The organism is Paraniabella aurantiaca (genome assembly GCF_050309965.1).
GTDB lineage: Bacteria > Bacteroidota > Bacteroidia > Chitinophagales > Chitinophagaceae > Niabella.
The window spans coordinates 163,368-183,044 of record NZ_JBLOSY010000001.1 but is presented as its reverse complement, the minus strand read 5'-3'; the positions used below and the strand labels follow the sequence as shown (position 1 = coordinate 183,044).

The window sequence follows — 19,677 nt, the reverse complement described above, 5'->3', positions numbered from 1 at the left end:
TCAACAGCATCATTAATTGTTCGCAGTCCGAATGGCGATGCCTCAATAAAGCAGCTAACGATGAACGTTAAAATCAGAAACCGCTTTCATTAATGTAGCGCCGCTCCAGCGTCCATCTATAGCAATACGCCGGATAGTGAACATCTGGCTCCCTTTTTCGTAAGGACCATTTAGCTGGAAAGCCATTTTATAGTCATTCTTTTTAAGTTGCTGAACGGCATTGCTGTTCCAGCTGCCATAAGGGTAAGCAAAACAACTGATGGTGTTACCCGTAATATCCCCAAGCAGCTTACCTGGCTTCACAACCTGGTCATACCAATCCCCCTCTTTCAAAAAACGCATATCAGGATGACTCCACGTATGGCATCCGATTACATGACCGGCTTTACAAAGACCTTGCAACTGTTCCCGTGTCAGGTAATAATTCTTATCAATGGTAACCGTCATAATAAAAAATACCGCCTTATAATTATAACGGTTCAGTAAAGGCAATGCATTGCTAAACTGTCCGCGGCTTCCATCATCAAATGTTAAAATGAAACATTTTTCAGGCAACGGTTCATGTCTTTCCATATAACCCAGCCATTCTTGGGGCAAAAGGGTTTGATAGCCCGATTCATGCAATATTTTCATATGCTCAGCAAATGTTTTCACCGGCATAATATAGGCCTTGTCAGACCTGGAGTCAGAAGCTTTCCAATCTCTAACCTGGTGGTAGCACAGTATAGGTGGCTGGTAAAAAGTGTCAGCGCCACACAAAAAAACACCTGTCGCGCCGGCATTTGCCAGCAAAGCCGGTCTTACCATGATAAGCTTCGAAGTTCGGGAACCCGTGCCCGTTCCAAAAACATATGGGCCCATCCACCCCATAATCAATAATAACAGAATAAAAACTTTGTACAAACGCCCGGTTATTAAAACCGGGAAAATTTCCTTTACCTGTTCCATAGCATCTTTTTTAGCATTGTAGATATTCAAACAAATATCTGTTTCATCTATGGCCTTAACAATAACATTCGTAATGGAAAATGCTGATTAATATCATTTCCCCCGTATTATAAACTCGCTTGAAAATAAACAAAACAGGTAGCAGAAACAGGAACACCGATATCCGGGTATAAATGTTAGTTGAAACAATGATCTCGCTCATTGTTTCAACTTTCAGGCAGTAGTAGCTTTAATGTAAGTATTAACCCAAAACAGTTGAGTAATGCATCCATTCAAATCCATACAAAAAGAGCAGCTATTCGCGTTCATAACAACAGCATTCATCCTGCTTTCCGGCTTTCGTTTCTTTGGTCCAATAGCAAAAAAGATATTTATCGAAATCTTCTGGAAGTTGTATGATATCATTATTAAAGGGTAGCATGTTTCATCTACACCGGTGCGTTGAGGTGCTCCGGCGCAGATACCGGCTATGTACCAACGTGGTAATAATGACACGAATAAGAACGATTACTTTATAGGATCATCAACAAAAAAGTCACGACCGGTCATCAGCTTCAGTTCTATACAGAAAAGCACCCCCTGCTCTTTATTTTCAGAAAGATCAAATGGCCAATAAGAAGATTGCTCTAAATTGATTGCCACGCTTGCCAACACCCGGTCCTGCAACACTTTTATTGCCTGCAGTTGATTGTCCCTGCTTGTAAGCTCCTTAAATTCACCCCAACAAACTACACTTTGCCATTTCAACATCGAATCCACATTTTCCACCTGGAAGCAAACATTGGGATTTTCACGCAAAATTTTTAGTTTTAATCCTTCAGAAGTGCGACCAAAAATACGTTCGCTTTCATAAGCATAGCAAATGGGCACAACATAGGTTAAACCGTTAGAATGGCAACCGATATGACCGTAAATTCTATGATTCAATACACTCTCTATCTCAGCCTTATTTAATTCATGAAGCATAATGTTGAATGATTAGGGTTAGAATTTGTTACCTTTTTGCGAACTGGTATTAATCTGGCTGTTTGATTTAAGCTAAAAATATACCGGGACTGGAAATCTTAGGTAAAATTAGCCTATTGCCATTTGAAATAATATATTTTTTATCAATTTGCACAATGAGAGACAGTTGATCCCATCTTCATGCTACCCTATACCGCTTCATTACCGGATAATTTATTACTAATTACAAAATAAAAGGGTGCTAAGTGCACCCTCCGGGCCAGCCAGGCTCAGGTACATAGTATATCCACGCGCCCAACAAGCCGCCATGGTATTAACTTACGTGAATTGTTTTTTCAGTACCGGTTTTACCATTGTCATTTTTGGGTAGGTGCAGTGTCAGTATGCCTTTATCATACTTTCCTTCGATCCCTTCTTTATTTACATCTGGTGGCAGTGTAATTGTACGGGAGAAAGTAGAATAGCTATATTCCCTGCGCCGGTAGTTCTTTTCATTCCCCTCGTTTTCTTTTTCTGACGCAGCGCTGATGGTTAACACATTCTCATTTACCCGGATGTCAAAATCGCTCTTCTCCAGGCCCGGCGCAGCCACGGTTACGATGTATTCATCCTTTTCATCAGATACATTTAAAGCAGGAACTGTATCCTGGTTAAAAATATTGTTCCTTTGAAACCATTCGCTCCATGGAGTAAAGAAATCGTCAGCAACTGCGGGAAATACATTTTTGAGACTGATTAATGATTGTTTGGACATAATTAAGCATTTTAAATGATCAATTTATTGATTGTTGCTATTACCTTATGGGTAAAGCTTCGATTTAAAATTAGTAACAACCTGATAGCCATAACAATGATACAGGTTAGATTAGACAATGATCTTTATTACTCCTGCCCAATAATAAAACCGAGCACCAACGCTATCAGGCTAGATGACAACAATCAGCGCAGACCATAATCGATATCATTGGCAAGGGCTGCCCTGATCCGGTAGATTGCAGGAAAATAATTCAAAAATGAAAGCATTAGTATACCACGGACCAGGAAAAAAGACATGGGAAGATAAACCCCAGCCAACCATTCTTAAAGCAACCGACGCTATCATTAAGATTACAAAAACAACTATTTGCGGAACCGATCTCCATATATTAAAAGGAGATGTGGCTGATGTTACAGAGGGGCGCATACTAGGCCATGAAGGAGTTGGGATTGTAGAAGAAACAGGCGAAGCAGTTACCCACTTTAAAAAAGGCGACCGCGTTCTGATTTCCTGTATCACCTCCTGCGCCAGGTGCGTTTACTGTAAAAAAGGAATGTACTCACATTGTGTGGATGGAGGATGGATACTGGGGCATTTGATAGACGGCACCCAGGCCGAATTTGTCAGAATTCCTTATGCAGATTCAAGTCTTTACCCTATTCCTGCCGGTAGTGACGAAGACGCCCTGGTGATGCTAAGTGATATATTGCCTACAGGATTTGAATGTGGGGTGCTGAACGGGAAAGTGCAACCCGGTAGTACCGTAGCCATCGTAGGGGCGGGTCCCATTGGGCTGGCTGCATTGCTTACGGCACAATTTTATAGCCCTTCGGCAATTATTATGATCGACTCGAATGAGAACCGCCTTTCAATTGCCCTGCAATTTGGCGCTACACACACTATCAATTATGAACAGGAAAACAGTACCCAAAAAATAATGGAGTTAACAGGAAACACAGGAGTTGATACGGCTATTGAAGCTGTAGGAGTACCTGCCAGTTTTGCACTTTGCCAGTCTATTATTGCCCCGGGCGGTACCATTGCAAATATTGGGGTACATGGCAAAAGCGTTGAATTGCACCTGGAGCAATTATGGTCGCGCAATATTACCATTACTACCCGGCTGGTAGACACGGTTACAACACCCCTGTTATTAAAGACGGTAAGCTCCAAAAAAGTGGACGCTAAAAAACTAATAACGCATTACTTCAGCTTAAATGACATTATAAGCGCCTACGACACTTTTGAAAAAGCAACCGCTACAAAAGCATTGAAAATAATTTTAAATAACGATTTATGAAAAAGGTAATTCTTGTTTGCGATGGCGAAAATTATTCCCACGGCGTATTTGAGTTTATCAAACAAAGTCAACAGCATGAAGCCTTATTCGTTAAAGGAATATTTTTTTCATCTATCGACATAGTAGCATCTGTTGCCCGTGATTTTTGGGAGGAGAAGGCCAGTATCAATGGTGTAGCTTCTATGGCAGTCGAGCGTTTTGCCAACCAGTGTAAAAATAACAATATCCAATTTGCTATAGAAGAAAGGGATGCCTCCTACTGGAGTAAAGTGTTCTGGCAAAAAGAGTCCAGGTTTGCCGATTATATTATTCTAAGCCAGGCAATGATTGGGAAAGATATAGATTCACAACAGCCCAATGCATTTATGCAGGAACTGTTTCGCTGGGCCGATTGCCCCATCCTGGTTGTTCCTGAAAATATAAGAAAAATAGAGTCTCTTATTGCCACCTACGACGGCTCCCGGGAATGTATGCATGCAATTAAAGAATTTACCAAAATTTTCCCCCGGTATTGCAACCTGCCTGCAAGTTTTGTTTATGTAAAAGACGAGGACAATGCAGACATCCCACAGTCAACATTGTTAAAAGAGTTTGTCAACATCCATTTTCAAAATGCAGTAATACAAAAATTACACTGGGACTATCAAAAGCTATTTTCTACCTGGATCGAGTGCCATAAAAACCCGTTGATTATAGCAGGCTCCTACAACCGATCTATTGTTTCTTACCTGCTTGAAACAAGTTTCTCGGATCTGGTAATAAAAGATCAAATAGCACCTATCTTTATTGCTCATTGATAGGTCTTTATATTAAACAGAATACGACGCAATTGTACACAGAATGAAATATCTGATTTGCCAACAGGAAAACCAGGCTTTCAAAGATTTCCAGTTTGGCAACCCCAATAAACAAACCCGTGGTGGTTATTACATGCGATCGCAGGATTAATGGAGCTTTCAGCAAAGATCAATGGAAACCGCTTGTTCTTGCTACTAAAGATATCGCCATGTTTTCAGGATTACAGCAAAATTTTGATATCTCCAAATCACGGGAAGAACCACGTTTTAATCAAAAGAAGGCTGAGATTGCAGCGAAAGAAGCACTTGACTACCTGATACAACGTAAAATAGTGAAGCGAAGGGCTGGAGGAGCCACTTTAACTCCGGGCTTCTGCATGTATTAGTGTAAGTAGTTCCTCTTTTTGTATCTTACTAATATCTGTAAACCCGTTATTATATTTTTTGAAGCGGCTTCGTTCAACCGGACTCTCCCTTGCTTTAGAATATCCTATCCTAACCAGTCATAAATCTGCAGAACAACTACGTTATGATGATACGTCAAATCAATCTCAGCTATTTGTTACCTTTCGTTAAAAAAAACCTTCACTGTACAAAGCCGGGGCATAGTTATATTTTTTGTAGAAATGCATGGCAATTTTTCAATTTGAAGGAATTCTCGCACTCGGTATTTGCTAATAAATGTAAAGGCGGGCTATTCACTTAACCATAAAACAATTGGCAAAGACTGATTATATCCTCAGCAGACGATATTTCACATGGTTATCTTTATGTATAGAAGGCAGATGGTGACTCCGGATTTTTCCAAATCAGGGTTTCGACTCTCTTTTTTAATGTCATCAAGAACATCAATATATATATATCACCAACTCTATGTAAGGTCTACCTCGAGCTACTAACAAGTATATTGCTTAGTACATACACCCCAGTAATGCCTATGAATACCTGAAGTGCTATTCCCAGTAAGAAACTAAAGATTATTAACCCCAATGCCTGACGGAGATGATATTTTAATAAGCTGTTAGCAAGAACAACATAAGTGTTAGGGCTGTTTTCAGTCCGAAAATAATAAGAATATATAGGTAAGTTTATCTATATAATCAGTTACTTCATCGAAACTTTAGCTTCATCGACCGAAAATTAGCATTGTATATTGTTTTACGTAAATATGTTTGCTGAATACTTTTATTAAAGCATTCTAATCAAGACTTTTTACCTTAAAACAAAACAAATGTATTCTTTTCAATTTGTAAAGCGAATCCGTTATGGTATTTGCTATTCTCTTAACGAACACTATAGCCGGCCAAAGATACACATTGGACTATATCTTAAATGCAGCTAAAACTATTGCAAGCAATGTCGTAAGTACAACAGGTGGGACCTTAATCTTTACTTCAGTATTAAAAGTCGAGATACTCCTATTCCCGACTTTCCCAATGAGTTTACCATACCTCTTACTTATTCGAGCAATGACGAAACAATTTCTCCGGTGTTAATCGTTGGTCTTTACTTGCTTCATTATCCATCTACGTCAACGATTACCTGATGATTCTTCCAAAAAGTAAAAAAAAAGTTAATGAAATACAATAAAAAATATCTTTTGATAAAGAAAATATTTGAGAGTTATCCGAAAACATTTGTCTTACTACTGACGCTTATTGTTTTATCAGGAGTAAAGGCCCATGCCCAATACCCCAATGCATACCTTCCGGACATTGATTGGTATTATTATAATGCACAAACAGTATTTGCCACTTACCCCGGGTATACGTTGGGCACACCTGCCGGCGCCAGTATCAATGGGGATCTCGGAGGCAATCCATTCACTGCAAACTTCGCTAATCCGGCTAATCTTGGTAATGGTGGTTATGGTGGCACTGCCAGTGCCACTACAGGTAACGGTGTAACAATAGCGCCATACAGTTGGGGTGCTTATGTGTTTCGTACCAATGTTAATTATTATGCGCCGACCCAGGGGAATTATATTGATCTTAGCTGGCGAGGCAGCGGCACCAGCGGTGCAGCCACAGCCATTCCAGCAGGTAGTACAGCTACTGTAACTTTTACTAATAATCTAAGTGTATTAGACCAGTTAATAGTAGGCGATATAGGTGACGGCGGAGGCGAAACGGTAACTTTTGAGTTTTTGGATGCCGCTGGCAATCCTGTAGACATAAGCGGCAATATTCGTGTAATACATTTAACCAATGATGCTGCAGGTGCAAGTGCACCGCTTGCCTACCCTTCCACTACATCTATATCCCTTAACGCAACTACACCGGTTACAGGAGTAACTAATGAGGGTTGGGCGTTTACCATGCTCACTAATAGCGTTAAGAGCATAAAACTTACACAAACCGGGTCTATATCCTCAACTGCCCGCAATTCCTGGTCGTTTACATTTGCCAAAAGTGCTCCTGATCGTGGCGATGCTCCCGCCAGCTATGGCAATCCATCAGTGTATTCTTTAGGTGGTCTTCTGCGGCTTGGCGCTTATGGAGGCGATACAGAATACAATGCTATTTATAGCGCCAATGCTGATGGGGATAATACCAATAATATTAATAATGATGAAGATGGAGTTAGTTCTATTACCCCCATACCCAACAGCGGTGCCAGGGGGCAGGTAATACCTACTTACACAATTACCACAACAGCATCTAACCGAAGTGGCACAAATGCAACTGCTATTGCATGGATGGATTGGAATGGAAATGGAATGTTTGATGCCGATGAGGCTGCTACATCAGTCAATGTCCCTACAGGAAGTAGCAATATGCCTGTTACATTTACATGGAACAATGTCATACTCAACGGCCCGGTAAGTGCCTCCGGAACTTTTGCACGTATTATCATAGCTACAAGTACTTTAAGCACTTCCGATGCGGCAACTGCTATTTCGCCCGGGGCAGGCATAGGTGAGATAGAAGATAACTTTATACCATTTGCAGCAGCGCTTCCCGTAACCTTTGGTAATATACAGGCAAAAATGAAAGGCAATAAACTTTTTGTAAACTGGCAGTCTTTGACAGAAACAAACAATGATCACTTCGAGATTGAGGCATCTGCCGATGGTAACAGGTTTACTAAAATAGGAGAGATTAAAAGCAAGGCTGATGGAGGTAATTCCTCGGTATCATTAGACTATAATTTCAATACAGATGCATTGGGTGGAGCGTTGTCTTTAAGCGGTGGCATACTGGCCTTGTTAGGATTAGGCCTGGGATTGAAAAGAAGGAATCTGGCAGGTGCAATTGCTATAGTGGTGCTTAGCATAGCAGTATTGGTTGCAGGCTGCAATAAAAACGACGGAAGCTTGCAAGAAAATACAGGTAAGGTCTATATCAGGGTTGCCCAGGTAGATATTGACGGTACAAAGTCCTACTCAAAAGTAGTAACTGTAGTAAAAGAATAAGATTATTAAATTTTAGTTTGGAATATAGAAAATGGATTCCCGGTTTGTCTAAACCTGGAATCCACTTTTTTAAGGTAATTGTGATTTCAAGACATATGAGACAAAATATTAGAGTATTTCCCCACTAACTTAAAAAATAGAAATACTGACGAATTACAAACTGACGCTCTCAAAAGCCATATGCTTGAGTAAATCAGTTACAATATTTTCTCCGAAATACCGCCAGGTGAAAGTAAGATGATTTTACTTTTTGCATGTATTACTACTTAGAGGAAGGTTAGGGCCTTCAATTGATTTAGCAGTTAAGAATAGGAAGGTTATTTTTCCTTAGTTTCCCGATTTCTAATAAAACAGCCTGTCCTAGAAAGAACAGGCCATGCCAACCAATAAAACACAATCTTTTTTGCTATGTGCCAGGTTCTTGTTTAATAATACTTACAACCTTATGACTGTTCAACAACCCCTGAATTTATCAACGTGAGCCGGAATATGATGCACAATTTTATCATTAGTGAGTAATATGCTAAAATACCAGAAGCCTCAATGTATTTTTCAATTCACAGGCTTTGTGCCTAAAATCAGCATAGGTAGCGCTAAGTGTCATTTTTCAAGATCATTGCAATACGAATATAAAAATATCAAGAATACGAATAATAGTATCGCTTAAGTTTCAAGACATAGGGAGCGGTCGCAATTTGGTGTAAATTTTACCAGCCAACATGCAAAACTGTGGCAAGGTTTCGAATTAATCGGATCTCACTTGAAAGACACAGGTACGCCTTAGAAAAATTACATTGTATTGAAAAGCAATATTATAATTTATATTTGCGATAGTAGCCATTATATAAAATGGCCAACGCCTATAAAATAAAAAACTTACACTTAATGTTAACTAAAAAACAACTACCTTTGCGGTGAAAATCACATTTGCAGAAAAAAAATTACAAAAACTGGCTAACGATGACCGGAAAATGCATAAAGAATTAGGTAAACAACGTGCCACCATTCTGAGACGCAGGCTTGGCCAGTTACAGGATGCCACCACACTGGAGGAGGTTAGGTACCTGGCAGGCAACTACCATGAACTAACCGGTGACCGAAAAGGACAATGGGCCTGTGACCTTGACCAGCCCTACCGGCTGATTTTTACAGCACACGAAAACCCTATTCCTACTAATGAAGATGGCCGATACATCTGGTTAGAGATAAAAGGCGTAGAAGTGATTGAGATTACCAATTACCATTAAGAAACTTTTTTATGACGAGGCAAAATGAATATTACCCACAAACTAAACCACACCCGGGTGAAACCCTGGCCGAAAAGCTGGAAGAAATGGAAATGGGGCCTAAAGAATTTGCCCTGCGTACCGGCAAGCCAGAAAAAACCATTATTGCGGTAATGAAAGGTGAAAGTGCTATTACCCCGGATATGGCCGTACAGTTTGAAAATGTTACAAGAATACCGGCTAATTTTTGGATGAACCACCAAAGGGCCTACGATGAGTTTATAGCAAGGGAGAAACAAAAAGCGGTTATTGACGAAGCTGTGGCATGGGCGGAGCAATTTCCACTGGCAGACATTATTAAGAAGGGTTGGCTGCCACAGGTAAACACCTTACAAGAGAAAACCATGGAAATGCTTGCGTTTTTTGGATTTTCGAACCACACGGCCTGGGAGGACTATTATTTCAGACAGCAACTGAAAGTGGCGTTTCGCATTTCGCTGGCACAAACCAACGAGCCTTACGCTATTTCGGCATGGCTTCGTAAAGGTGAACTGCAAGCGGCTGAACTGGAAGCTGCTGAATACTCGGAGCAAAAATTTAAGGAAGCCCTGCATGAAATAAAGTCAGTGATGGCGAAACACCCGGCAGATTTTTTTGCTCAACTACAACGTATTTGCCTGGCAGCCGGGGTGAAAGTAGTACACACCCCCTGCATTAAAAAAGCTCCCATTAGCGGCTCTACACGCTGGCTTAATGACACGCCGTTTATACAGCTTACCGGTAGATACAACCGAAACGATAGCTTTTGGTTTACTTTTTTTCACGAAGCGGGACATATCCTACTACATGGCAAAAAAGACATTTTTTTAGAGAAAGTGGAATACACAGATAAGGACTTACAGAAGGAAGCTGAAGCCGACGCATTTGCCTGTAAGTGGACATTGACCGAAAATGAGGAAATGGAAATATTAGCGTCTGCCCCGCTTAGTAAAGAGGACATCAGGCGTTTTGCTAAAAAATTCAACACTCATCCTGCCATTATTATAGGGCGCCTGCAGCATAAAAAATTAATACCTTATTCACTGGGGCGGGAGTATTTTGAACCGGTGGTATTTGAATAGGTATAACAAGTTTTAAGATGTCATGAAATTGAGAAGGTTGTTCGCCGGGTGGCACCTTATAAAGCTCAACAACATAGGCTATCAAAAAGAAACCTCTGACTGAAATACGTTTTATAATTACTTTCTAAGTGCTAATTTAAATATGACCTACCTGTTTCTTGACACAAATATTTTCCTCCATTTTCAGTATTTTGAAGAGATACCATGGAAAGAGATTGCAAACAGCCAAGATTTCAATATTGTAGTGGCTCCAATAGTACTTGATGAGCTAGACAAGCATAAGCGAAATCCAAAATCTAAAATTGCCACCAGGGCGAAAAAAGTATTGAGCAGAATAGAAGTGATTACACAAAATCCCGATAGCTATCCTTTACAATACTGGCCTATAAGACCGAGTAATGAAACTTTAGAAATAAATCAGTTGGACAGAAATGAGCAGGATGATCTTCTTATGGCAAGTATGATTGAGTTTTCTGCTAAAATGCAAAATGAAGCATTTTTAATAACTAATGATACAGGACCATTATTGAGAGCGAGATCGGTAAATTTAAAAGTGATAAAGATTAGCGATAAATATCTTACACCCATAGAGCAATCTGAGAAGGAAAAGGAATTAATTAAAGTCAAAAAAGAGCTTGAGTTGTTAAAAAATGTATTGCCCAAAACCGAGTTGACTTTTAAAGACAAAAATGAGTTTATTGAAGTCAAGTTACACCATATGGCCGAAACCATTGATGACTATGTAACCAGAAATTATACAGGCGAAGTAACCGAGCTACAACCACTGATTTACATTGATGCTAAAGAAAAAGAGCGCCAATTGAAACAGAAAATCGAAGAAGCTTCAACCAACCTTGAAAAGCTGAATTTAAAAATGAGGGAAGGATTAAGCTTTGGGGAATTGACTAAAGAACAAATTGAACAATATAATAATGAATTGAACGAATATAAGGTTGATTATGGGATGTTTGTTCGAAAAAAATACGCGTACGAACGTTTCATATCATTGTCATTTCCAGTAGAATTAATACTAAGCAACGTGGGAACTGCGCCAGCTAATGATATTGACATTTGGTTGCATTTTCCAGACGGCTTCAAACTTATTAACGAAGGTGATAGACCCGCGGAACCCCAACCACCGCGACCGCCATACAGACCAAAACATCGATTTGATATGGAAGGGTCACCGTTTTTTCCGGGCAATTTTAGGTTCCCCTCTGAACGAAGGTACCCAGAGTTACCATCGTTAAACTCAGACAAACCTAACATTCGTCAAACCAATAGCTACGAAGTTACCATACAGATAAACTCGCTAAAACATTATCAACTATATAACATAGATCCATTAATTGTAGTATTTGAAGGGCCCGAACAGATCTCAAATTTCGCAATCGATTATCGCGTTGTTATCGGAAACCTGCCCCAACCTGTTTCAGGTAAACTTCATGTAAAAGTTTCAAGCGGCCTTGGATAATAAAATACATTAACAGAACTCCATATGCGAAGACGCCTATAAACAACAATTACTTTTAAAAGAAGTTTTGGTAGACCGCTGAAATAGTGAGTTGCAATAACTCCGACATACTCTTTGTTTGTCTTAAGTATGGAGCAATATCAAAAAAAAGTAGCTTTAAGTTCGTCCAAATCCATTACAAGATATTCGTTTGGAATTTTTGGGTTCATGCGGAAAAAACGATTCCTTGCTTCCTGCTTTTTATCTTCGCGAAAGACAAATATATAATTAGCATATATCGGCAAATGCGAGCCTAAAGCAGCAATTGAGCCAAGTACCTTTTCATGCAATTTGTCCCTTCTCACATTGTTGGGATTTTGATAGTTTAGCCTGATTTCAACTAACACCATTAACTGGCATTCTTTTTTGAGATCTGAAATACCAAAAGCTAAATCCATAGATTTAGCTCTTTCAAGTCCGGCCGCCGCTGCGCAGGTTGCCTCTACACAATCTAAATTCAAAACAACTTCTCCCATATTAAACAATTGTTGAGAAGCAATGTAGCCTTCCGCACTCAACAAATCATTAAAATCATTGACACAGTGAGGACAAGACACTGATGTCGGATGAGTAGTTGTGGTTTCGCTGCAGTATTTCATCAAGAACCGTATTGGCTTATTCGATCTATTGCGATATTAAAGGATTGAAAAATAGGGTCTATTTCCTTTCCTAAATGAGTATAATCATAGGAGAATTTTTTATTTGCTTTTTCAGCTAGATAATAGTTTAACGTTTCGTTGGTTCCTTGTTTCTCTGAAATGTACTTTAAAGCACTGACCATATCTGGGTTATGGCTAGCTATAAAAAATCTAACACCTATCTCTTTACTTAGTAGAACAATCAATCTGGCATATTCAATAATCCATTGTGGATGTAAATGAGATTCAGGCTCATCCATAATAACTAGAGTCTTGTCAGTGAGGGACCCATTTTTGATAAGTAATTGCAGTATTGCAAAAGATTTGATTCCTGTTGCTACATCCAGCAAATTATAGATTGATCCATCCGATCTTTTAAAAGTAAAATCATCAGAGGCCAAAGTTCCTTCATCTACAGTCACATCTCCACTTATTATATCTCGGCTAATTATTTCTGAGAGGGCTGAAAAATTGGATTTACCTTTTTCCAATAGCAATTCGTTCAAATCGTCCCAATACTCGTTATCAGAAGACACAACTCCTAAACTCATAGGGGAATCAATATAAATTACATTTTGAATCAAATATGGTATAGATAAAGAAGATGTATTTATGGAAACTATTTGTTCTTCAAATTCAAATACCTCAAATTTTTCGGGAAGATTACCATCAGTAAAAACCGATGACAACTCATTTAAAAAAAGAGAGGTTGGCCGTGATTTCATTTTGCCAAAGGCCTCTGCAAAAATATCTCGAACTACCTTAATCAATAAATTAAATGGCAGAGTGTCAGGATCAATGCCAGGAATTAAATCGCCTAAAATATCCCTAATGATATATTTTAATCGATTACTAATTCTCGGATTAATTGGCTTGTCACCTTTAAATAGTGAAGGTTGCGAGTAATAATTGTTTGTAACCTTTTCAATAAAAGCTATCCATTTGTGCATCTCCTCCTCTGTGGGATCATCAATACCATGCCGTAAGCTTCTTAACTCTTCATATTCCTCACGCGTATTTCGTTGATTGGAAATTGAATGTATATCACTTACCATTATTTCTAAAAAACGCTCAATATCTCTCAACTTATATCTAAGTTCTCTACCAACAAGCTTATTATAATTGGATGCTGTTTTATAAAAAAAATAAAGCAATTTAGAAAGAGTGCTTTTCCCGGAGCCGTTTTCTCCAGCAACTACAGTTATCCCATCAATAACAATGTTCGCTTGCGAAATAGCTCTAAAATTTTCTGTTTTTATTCTTAATTGGTGAGTTACCATAATATAAAAATAATGCTATCAATTATAGGATTCGCAAAATAAACAATTTTATCACCAAAAAGGATGCTACTTACATTATTAAATCTAATGAAAAAATAATGCAAAGTGTGAAAAGTTGATATTATTTCTTTCTATTTGGCCGAGTTTGAAGTAGTACTTTTGAAAAAATCATCCCAATTTACATTAAGCGCTTGCAAGATTTTAAATAAGCTACTTAATCTCATATCCTCTGTTCCTTTCTCATACTTTCCATATTGCGCTCTGCCAATTCCTTTATCAAAGGCAAATTGCTCGTAGCTGGTATAGCCTGCTTTTTGCCGATAAGACCTTAACTTATTACCTACTTCAAGCAAAAATTCATCAAAATCCTCGCCCGATGTCTTTGTATTTTTCTTAGAAACCATGCGGAAAATAAATCAAAATGGATCATTCTAATTACTCCTAATTAAATACATCTATTTAATAGCTTTTTAGTATCTTTGAATTGTAAACATATATTTGCGATCACTTCATAAATAATTTGAAGCTTTCGCTTTGAGTCTTGCACAGAAACCTCGGAAATTTCAAGCCACAAGACAATAAGCAAAGGCTCACGTGAAAACCGTGGGCCTCCTTATTCGTGGCAGGTCTCCGAGGACCTCTGTGCGGTAAGTGAGGTTCCACGGTTTTGCATTTGCTAACCGCATTCATTTACTAAAGACTCATCCCAATATTAAAGCGATGAGTATGAAAACATCAGACTTTACCAATTTGACCACCAACCAATCAGAGTTATTGAATTTTGAAAACTTCAAACTCGGTAAGGAAGATGGCTTTACCTTTTTTTACACCAACTATTTTCCCTCCCTTGCAAAGGCAGGACTAAGATATTTAGATAACTACCTGGTGGTAGAAGAGCTATTAAACGATGCTTTTCTATATACCTGGAAGCTAAAACACTTAATTGAGTGCCCCAGGCATTTGTATTGCTTTACCCGGCTTCGGTTAAAATGGGCTTGCCTGCGTTATAGGCAGCAGCAAAAATTAGAGCGACGTTGTTGTTATCATATACAGCACCAATGGGAAAACGATGCATACCTTGACTTAACGCAGGAAACCAACGAAGAGCTGGAAGCCCTGGTGTATAAGGCCATACCCCTGCTCCCTCCCACCCGTCAAAATATACTAAAGCTGTATTTTAACTATGGGCTATCTCATAAACAAATTGCAGCAAGGTACTGCACATCGAACCAGCAAATAGCCAGGCAGCTCCAGGAAAGTATTTTGTTTTTAAAATCGGTGATCAATAAAAAGAAACAGCGAAGTAATACTACTGCGAAAGTTATAAAAATGACTAATCTTTCTCAATCAGTAACCAATACTGAAGATTTAAGAAAACAGGTGTTTGAGCTTCGATACAACAACCAATACTCATTTGCACAAATTGCCACGGCACTGGGCATTGATGAAAATACTGCCAGGGAGCATTATGTAACAGTACACCGTACCCGGCAGGTTGCCAACTATTAAAACTTACCGCTATGAAAAACGAACCATTGATACTTGTAAAAAGAATACAGCTGCACCTGGCTTGCAATGATAAAGACCAACGCGATGCATGTATGCAAATCCTTTACAGTTGGCAACGCATCTGTTTTCAGGCTGCCAACCTCATTTGCAGTCACCTGTTTGTACAAGACCGTATCAAAGATTTTTTTTACCTGGCCGAAGGCATCCGGTACAAATTAGCCGATCAAAATAAAGACTCCCTGGGTGTGTTTAATACATCGGGCATGAATACAGTTTACGCATTAATGGCAAAGAAGTTTAAAGGTCAAATACCAATGCGCATTATATCGGCCCTGAAGATGACGATCGCTAAAACTCACCACCAGGAGAAAGAAGAATATTACCAGGGTCAAAGATCGGTAAGAAATTACCGGATGGGCTTACCCATCCCCTTCCAGGCGACGGATATAACGCGTATTCAACCCTGCCCGTTACATAAAGAATTTCAATTTACTTTATTTCAAATACCCTTTCGCACCTACCTGCGCCGCGATAATGGAGATAAAAGAAACTGTATGGAAGCACTGGTATTAAACAGGTCTGTTTTAAAAACCAGCAGCATACAACTATTAAAAGGCAAGATTTATTTATTGGCTTCATTTGTGCAACAACCGCCCGCATTGACAGAGCATATACTAATAGCTGAAGCCGAACTAAGTATAGAAGTACCCATTATATTGACGATTCATAAAAAGCGTTTCACGATTGGTAGTAAAGAGGACTTTTATTATAAAAGGTTAGCCATACAAGCTGCGTATAGAAGGAAACAACAGGCGGTTTTATATAACCGTACCGGCAATGGCAAAAAGCGAAGAGAGAAAAGCCTGGACCATTATAAAGATAAAGAACACTGTTTTGTGACCCGCACACTGCATTTATATAGCGCCCGGCTGATCGAACTATGTATACAACACAGAGTAGGCACTTTGCTGCTTCGCAAAGCACCGGAACCAGACGCCAACCCTATTGATGAGGCCAGCGTTATGCGCAACCGCGTTGTACTAAGAAACTGGAGCTATTACTCCTTAACTGAAAAAATAAAATACAAAGCGTTGAAAGCAGGTATTGAACTAATAATAGAATAAACAATGTTGGAGGGTACTTGCATACCCGGAGGGTGAGGCCGAAGGCACTCACTGAATTCTTTGTTTTAAGAATATGCAACTGGGCTCTCTTATTTTACTGATACGATCTGATAATCTATCATAGAAAACCAGATAACTAAAAGTTGCAAGATTGAATTTTTCACAAATTATTCAAAGCAACCAATTTTAATCAAAGCCATAAAATATCCGCGATACAATGAGAAAATTGTACTTACTACTATTTTTTGTTATTTTTAGTTATCAATACTACTGTTATGAAAATAGCCATTTTAGCCCTTTCTATCGTTTTTGTTATAAGTGCTTGCACATCAAATACCAACAGTATTGGCGCAAGTGAGACTAGTAAAAATGACTCATTGAAGTTTTCTTCGCCGCTCGAAACTATAAGATCAAGATTTCTATTTGCAAAAGAAAACGGTCTGCTTGATCTATCCACCGAATCTGGCTACTTGTTAAACAAATATTCTACAGATGTAATAAATTCAATAAAGGTGGTAGATTCGACTGCAATAAAGGGCACAAACTTATACGCAGTTTTCTATTCGTATTCCATTAAGGCAAGCGTTAATAATGCCTTTTGCTATATGCGTAAAATAGACAACACCTGGCGCATACACGAAGGTTATTATTATTATTCGGAGTATTCCGACAAAGATCCATTCAAGAATGGTGATGGCAAGGCAGCCAAAGAGTTATTGGAAAAGAAAAGTAAATGGACAGAGGGAGACGAATTATTCTTTTTGAATATCGACAAGTAAAGCAACCTATATTTCAACTATATGTTTCGTCTGAAATTTAGGCCGAGGTTCAATTCAGTTCTCAATTCAAAAATGTAATTAAATTGCATCGTCACCGCCAGCCCGGCATCTGCACTATCATCATCAAATGCTTTAGCACGATCAAATATATTTTCAAGATTGTAAGCAGCTACTTTCATTTAGACTTTTATTTTATAAGAATTGGTATCGACGGATGTACAATATTGTTGGTGGCATGATTTAGCATTGGCAATTAAGTATAGCGGCATTGAGCGTTTTAGGCGCAAAAAATAACTCCACTATCTGCTGCAACCGCATTAAAAATACTGTCAATTCGCTTTAGAATTATTTTTTAAAACCATAACATTTTTATTTCAAATGCCAGTAATGTGAACAACTTAATTACTAAATATATTAGCAATTTCAAGAAAAAGCCGCATCTTTGAAAAGCAAATCAATTTTTAATGAAAAACAAGTAACACTATGCAATTAAACACAATTTCTGATTTAAAATTAACTGTAGGAACCGAGGCTAATCAATACGCAGACGTATTAGGATACTACACCATTGGCGACCAGGGCGGGGGAGCTTTTTATTGGGATGAATCATCGACTCAAACCGACAATGGGGGAACAATTATCCAGGTAACCGGTACAGCACTTGGAAGATGGAAACGAATATTTAACGATGCTCTGTATGGCAAATGGTTCGGGGCTAAAGGAGATGGAATTAACGATGACACGTTAGCCCTGCAAAGCGCCATTGACGAAGTTGGAGAAAAAAGTGGCACACTAATACTTCAACAGGGTATTTATAAGACTTCATCTACACTATACATAAGTAAAGAGAACTTAAGTATTGAAGGCCTGGGAAATCCTATAACATTTAGCCGGGAAGCTGAAATTACAGAAGGAGTCACCATAAGATACACTGGAACAGGAACAGCAATACAGGTTTGTAAGTCCCGCAGCCTCGACCCCATTACCGACGCTACTAATCCAGGATGGATGTTTAAAATATCCATTCAAAATATACGAATCGAAGTTTCTACAAATGCTAAAAGAGCTTTATGGGTATTTCAGTCAGTAAACTCCTACTTTGCAAATATAAGCATGTGGGGTAATGAGGGGCCCGGTAGCGAGTTATTGAAAGTTAGTGGCGGTGTTAACAATAGCTATTTCCTGATCGAAACCAATGGATCGGGCCGAACAGGTACATCACCAATACCTACTGCATTTGAGGATCCCCATACGGAGAAATGTGCAAATTTAGGCTTAGGGTGGGCAAACGATACGGCAACTACCACAACTTTTACCAAATGCTATTTTCATTATGGTATTATTGGCTTACAGACCTTATATTTTTTCAGATTTGTTGATTGTGTAATAGAGGGAAACTGGAGAGGGTTAAATGCAGATAATGACGCCATCGTTTCTTTTGACAAATGTTGGTTTGAGGCAAATAGTAACAGAGATGCATATTTTGGCAGAGGCTCGTTTACATTTACAGATTGTGTGGTAAATGCCTACGATGATAGAGCCGGATATAATAGAGAGCAAATATTTGACTGTGCGGGAGTTAACAGAATCGTATTCGACAACTGTTCAATAGGGTCAGATCATCCGGCTCCATACATATTTGGCTCAAACCCTTCTGGGAGCTATCTATTCAATGTAGCTGCAACAACATTAGGTGCAATAACATTTAACAATTGTACAATTGATCCCAAATTCAACATGGGACACATTTATAATTATGACAGGGGAATTATAGATATCAGCTCTGACCCGAAGAGAGTTCTTCAGTTTAAAGACACATTTATTGAAAGCACTGCTAAAGAGCTTTCAACATTGAACGATACCGGAACCGCATATATTATGCCCTATGACGGCTATGTTACGGCCATTCATTATTATTCAAAATTCAATTTATCAGCCGGTGAAGTCCTATTGATACTTGTTAAGAATCACACTGGATGGGTAGCGGGTGACACCGTGTCTTCATTACCTTTTGAGAAAAAGTGGGCTCCGAGGCTGCTTCGCTTTAGTAAAGGAGATCATATCGGAGTAACGATGGACACCAGTTTTGACTTCGCTCCCGGCAACACGATGGCGGCCGATATATATGTTTCCTTCTTTCAAAATAGTTCTATATAGAAAACAAAGTACAACTCTTTTATGCTTACCTGATGTTAGAGACCTTATCTTTCGCGCTTAGTGGGCAACTCGCCTTTAAACTTATAAAACGAGCAGTTGATTTTTTTATCACAATAGATGGTAAATCACCGTGCACTCTTATTAAGT

Annotated in this window: 19 protein-coding genes; 12 read left to right on the top strand and 7 right to left on the bottom strand. The window is 38.9% G+C overall.

The genetic code is table 11. The features are described from left to right. Positions 1–54 precede the first annotated feature (54 nt). Positions 55–948 (bottom strand): polysaccharide deacetylase family protein, encoded by an 894-nt coding sequence (locus ACLOAU_RS00770; protein WP_427859906.1) that lies wholly within the window; start codon positions 946–948, stop codon positions 55–57. 262 nt (positions 949–1,210) lie between these two features. On the opposite strand from ACLOAU_RS00770, the gene ACLOAU_RS00765 reads away from it, so the two are divergent. Beyond that, a complete protein-coding gene (locus ACLOAU_RS00765) occupies positions 1,211–1,366 on the top strand; it encodes a hypothetical protein (protein ID WP_427859905.1) in 156 nt (51 codons plus the stop codon). An 89-nt stretch (positions 1,367–1,455) separates the two neighbouring features. Here the strand turns inward: ACLOAU_RS00765 and ACLOAU_RS00760 are convergent, their stop codons facing one another. Both ACLOAU_RS00760 and ACLOAU_RS00755 read right to left on the bottom strand, forming a co-directional pair. Next, a complete protein-coding gene (locus ACLOAU_RS00760; RefSeq protein ID WP_427859904.1) occupies positions 1,456–1,914 on the bottom strand; it encodes a pyridoxamine 5'-phosphate oxidase family protein in 459 nt (152 codons plus the stop codon). Between the two features lie 313 nt (positions 1,915–2,227). Next, positions 2,228–2,668: an Hsp20/alpha crystallin family protein gene (locus ACLOAU_RS00755; RefSeq protein WP_427859903.1), complete on the bottom strand. Its 441-nt coding sequence runs from the start codon at positions 2,666–2,668 to the stop codon at positions 2,228–2,230. Between the two features lie 259 nt (positions 2,669–2,927). Here ACLOAU_RS00755 and ACLOAU_RS00750 point away from each other — a divergent pair, with 259 nt between their 5' ends. From ACLOAU_RS00750 to ACLOAU_RS00720, 7 genes are all read left to right on the top strand, one after another. Next, a complete protein-coding gene (locus tag ACLOAU_RS00750; RefSeq protein ID WP_427859902.1) occupies positions 2,928–3,971 on the top strand; it encodes a zinc-dependent alcohol dehydrogenase family protein in 1,044 nt (347 codons plus the stop codon). After that, positions 3,968–4,768 (top strand): hypothetical protein, encoded by an 801-nt coding sequence (locus ACLOAU_RS00745; RefSeq protein WP_427859901.1) that lies wholly within the window; start codon positions 3,968–3,970, stop codon positions 4,766–4,768. The genes ACLOAU_RS00750 and ACLOAU_RS00745 overlap by 4 nt, the downstream gene beginning before the upstream one ends. Before the next feature lie 95 nt (positions 4,769–4,863). Further along, entirely contained in the window at positions 4,864–5,154 is a 291-nt protein-coding gene (locus ACLOAU_RS00740; protein ID WP_427859900.1) for a hypothetical protein, read from the top strand. A 1,190-nt stretch (positions 5,155–6,344) separates the two neighbouring features. After that, on the top strand, positions 6,345–8,183 hold the full coding sequence (locus ACLOAU_RS00735; protein ID WP_427859899.1) for a GEVED domain-containing protein: 1,839 nt from the start codon (positions 6,345–6,347) through the stop codon (positions 8,181–8,183). 914 nt (positions 8,184–9,097) lie between these two features. Then, positions 9,098–9,430 carry a type II toxin-antitoxin system RelE/ParE family toxin gene (locus ACLOAU_RS00730; protein WP_427859898.1) on the top strand — a complete coding sequence of 111 codons (333 nt, stop codon included), beginning with the start codon at positions 9,098–9,100 and terminating at the stop codon, positions 9,428–9,430. An 11-nt stretch (positions 9,431–9,441) separates the two neighbouring features. Then, on the top strand, positions 9,442–10,530 hold the full coding sequence (locus ACLOAU_RS00725) for a HigA family addiction module antitoxin (RefSeq protein ID WP_427859897.1): 1,089 nt from the start codon (positions 9,442–9,444) through the stop codon (positions 10,528–10,530). 142 nt (positions 10,531–10,672) lie between these two features. Further along, positions 10,673–12,004, top strand: a complete 1,332-nt coding sequence (locus ACLOAU_RS00720; protein WP_427859896.1) for a PIN domain-containing protein — start codon at positions 10,673–10,675, stop codon at positions 12,002–12,004. Between the two features lie 140 nt (positions 12,005–12,144). Here the strand turns inward: ACLOAU_RS00720 and ACLOAU_RS00715 are convergent, their stop codons facing one another. The 3 genes from ACLOAU_RS00715 to ACLOAU_RS00705 all read right to left on the bottom strand — a co-directional run bounded on the left by ACLOAU_RS00715 (position 12,145) and on the right by ACLOAU_RS00705 (position 14,365). Further along, a complete protein-coding gene (locus ACLOAU_RS00715) occupies positions 12,145–12,642 on the bottom strand; it encodes a hypothetical protein (protein ID WP_427859895.1) in 498 nt (165 codons plus the stop codon). Continuing rightward, a complete protein-coding gene (locus ACLOAU_RS00710) occupies positions 12,642–13,961 on the bottom strand; it encodes an AAA family ATPase (protein WP_427859894.1) in 1,320 nt (439 codons plus the stop codon). The genes ACLOAU_RS00715 and ACLOAU_RS00710 overlap by 1 nt, the downstream gene beginning before the upstream one ends. A gap of 131 nt (positions 13,962–14,092) precedes the next feature. Continuing rightward, on the bottom strand, positions 14,093–14,365 hold the full coding sequence (locus ACLOAU_RS00705; protein ID WP_427859893.1) for a helix-turn-helix domain-containing protein: 273 nt from the start codon (positions 14,363–14,365) through the stop codon (positions 14,093–14,095). A gap of 322 nt (positions 14,366–14,687) precedes the next feature. Between ACLOAU_RS00705 and ACLOAU_RS00700 the strand changes: the two genes are divergently transcribed. The 3 genes from ACLOAU_RS00700 to ACLOAU_RS00690 all read left to right on the top strand — a co-directional run bounded on the left by ACLOAU_RS00700 (position 14,688) and on the right by ACLOAU_RS00690 (position 17,373). After that, positions 14,688–15,470: a sigma-70 family RNA polymerase sigma factor gene (locus ACLOAU_RS00700; RefSeq protein ID WP_427859892.1), complete on the top strand. Its 783-nt coding sequence runs from the start codon at positions 14,688–14,690 to the stop codon at positions 15,468–15,470. An 11-nt stretch (positions 15,471–15,481) separates the two neighbouring features. Beyond that, the gene (locus ACLOAU_RS00695) at positions 15,482–16,594 is read left to right on the top strand and encodes a hypothetical protein (protein WP_427859891.1); all 1,113 of its coding nucleotides are present in this window, start codon (positions 15,482–15,484) and stop codon (positions 16,592–16,594) included. 605 nt (positions 16,595–17,199) lie between these two features. Then, a complete protein-coding gene (locus ACLOAU_RS00690; protein ID WP_427859890.1) occupies positions 17,200–17,373 on the top strand; it encodes a hypothetical protein in 174 nt (57 codons plus the stop codon). Positions 17,374–17,390: 17 nt separating this feature from the next. Here ACLOAU_RS00690 and ACLOAU_RS00685 read toward each other — a convergent pair whose 3' ends face one another. After that, the gene (locus tag ACLOAU_RS00685; RefSeq protein WP_427859889.1) at positions 17,391–17,552 is read right to left on the bottom strand and encodes a hypothetical protein; all 162 of its coding nucleotides are present in this window, start codon (positions 17,550–17,552) and stop codon (positions 17,391–17,393) included. Positions 17,553–17,856: 304 nt separating this feature from the next. Here ACLOAU_RS00685 and ACLOAU_RS00680 point away from each other — a divergent pair, with 304 nt between their 5' ends. Next, positions 17,857–19,530, top strand: coding sequence for a putative phage tail protein (locus tag ACLOAU_RS00680; RefSeq protein ID WP_427859888.1), 1,674 nt, complete (start codon positions 17,857–17,859; stop codon positions 19,528–19,530). The last annotated feature ends 147 nt before the right edge of the window (positions 19,531–19,677 follow it).

Bases quoted from the DNA above. Each gene is read 5' to 3' on its own strand.
- ACLOAU_RS00685 (WP_427859889.1), bottom strand. From the start codon at position 17,552: ATGAAAGTAGCTGCTTACAATCTTGAAAATATATTTGATCGTGCTAAA.
- ACLOAU_RS00695 (WP_427859891.1), top strand. From the start codon at position 15,482: ATGAAAAACGAACCATTGATACTTGTAAAAAGAATACAGCTGCACCTG.
- ACLOAU_RS00725 (WP_427859897.1), top strand. From the start codon at position 9,442: ATGACGAGGCAAAATGAATATTACCCACAAACTAAACCACACCCGGGT.
- ACLOAU_RS00720 (WP_427859896.1), top strand. From the start codon at position 10,673: ATGACCTACCTGTTTCTTGACACAAATATTTTCCTCCATTTTCAGTAT.
- ACLOAU_RS00680 (WP_427859888.1), top strand. From the start codon at position 17,857: ATGCAATTAAACACAATTTCTGATTTAAAATTAACTGTAGGAACCGAG.
- ACLOAU_RS00690 (WP_427859890.1), top strand. From the start codon at position 17,200: ATGCGTAAAATAGACAACACCTGGCGCATACACGAAGGTTATTATTAT.
- ACLOAU_RS00745 (WP_427859901.1), top strand. From the start codon at position 3,968: ATGAAAAAGGTAATTCTTGTTTGCGATGGCGAAAATTATTCCCACGGC.
- ACLOAU_RS00755 (WP_427859903.1), bottom strand. From the start codon at position 2,668: ATGTCCAAACAATCATTAATCAGTCTCAAAAATGTATTTCCCGCAGTT.
- ACLOAU_RS00760 (WP_427859904.1), bottom strand. From the start codon at position 1,914: ATGCTTCATGAATTAAATAAGGCTGAGATAGAGAGTGTATTGAATCAT.
- ACLOAU_RS00715 (WP_427859895.1), bottom strand. From the start codon at position 12,642: ATGAAATACTGCAGCGAAACCACAACTACTCATCCGACATCAGTGTCT.
- ACLOAU_RS00765 (WP_427859905.1), top strand. From the start codon at position 1,211: ATGCATCCATTCAAATCCATACAAAAAGAGCAGCTATTCGCGTTCATA.
- ACLOAU_RS00750 (WP_427859902.1), top strand. From the start codon at position 2,928: ATGAAAGCATTAGTATACCACGGACCAGGAAAAAAGACATGGGAAGAT.
- ACLOAU_RS00735 (WP_427859899.1), top strand. From the start codon at position 6,345: ATGAAATACAATAAAAAATATCTTTTGATAAAGAAAATATTTGAGAGT.
- ACLOAU_RS00770 (WP_427859906.1), bottom strand. From the start codon at position 948: ATGGAACAGGTAAAGGAAATTTTCCCGGTTTTAATAACCGGGCGTTTG.
- ACLOAU_RS00700 (WP_427859892.1), top strand. From the start codon at position 14,688: ATGAAAACATCAGACTTTACCAATTTGACCACCAACCAATCAGAGTTA.
- ACLOAU_RS00710 (WP_427859894.1), bottom strand. From the start codon at position 13,961: ATGGTAACTCACCAATTAAGAATAAAAACAGAAAATTTTAGAGCTATT.
- ACLOAU_RS00705 (WP_427859893.1), bottom strand. From the start codon at position 14,365: ATGGTTTCTAAGAAAAATACAAAGACATCGGGCGAGGATTTTGATGAA.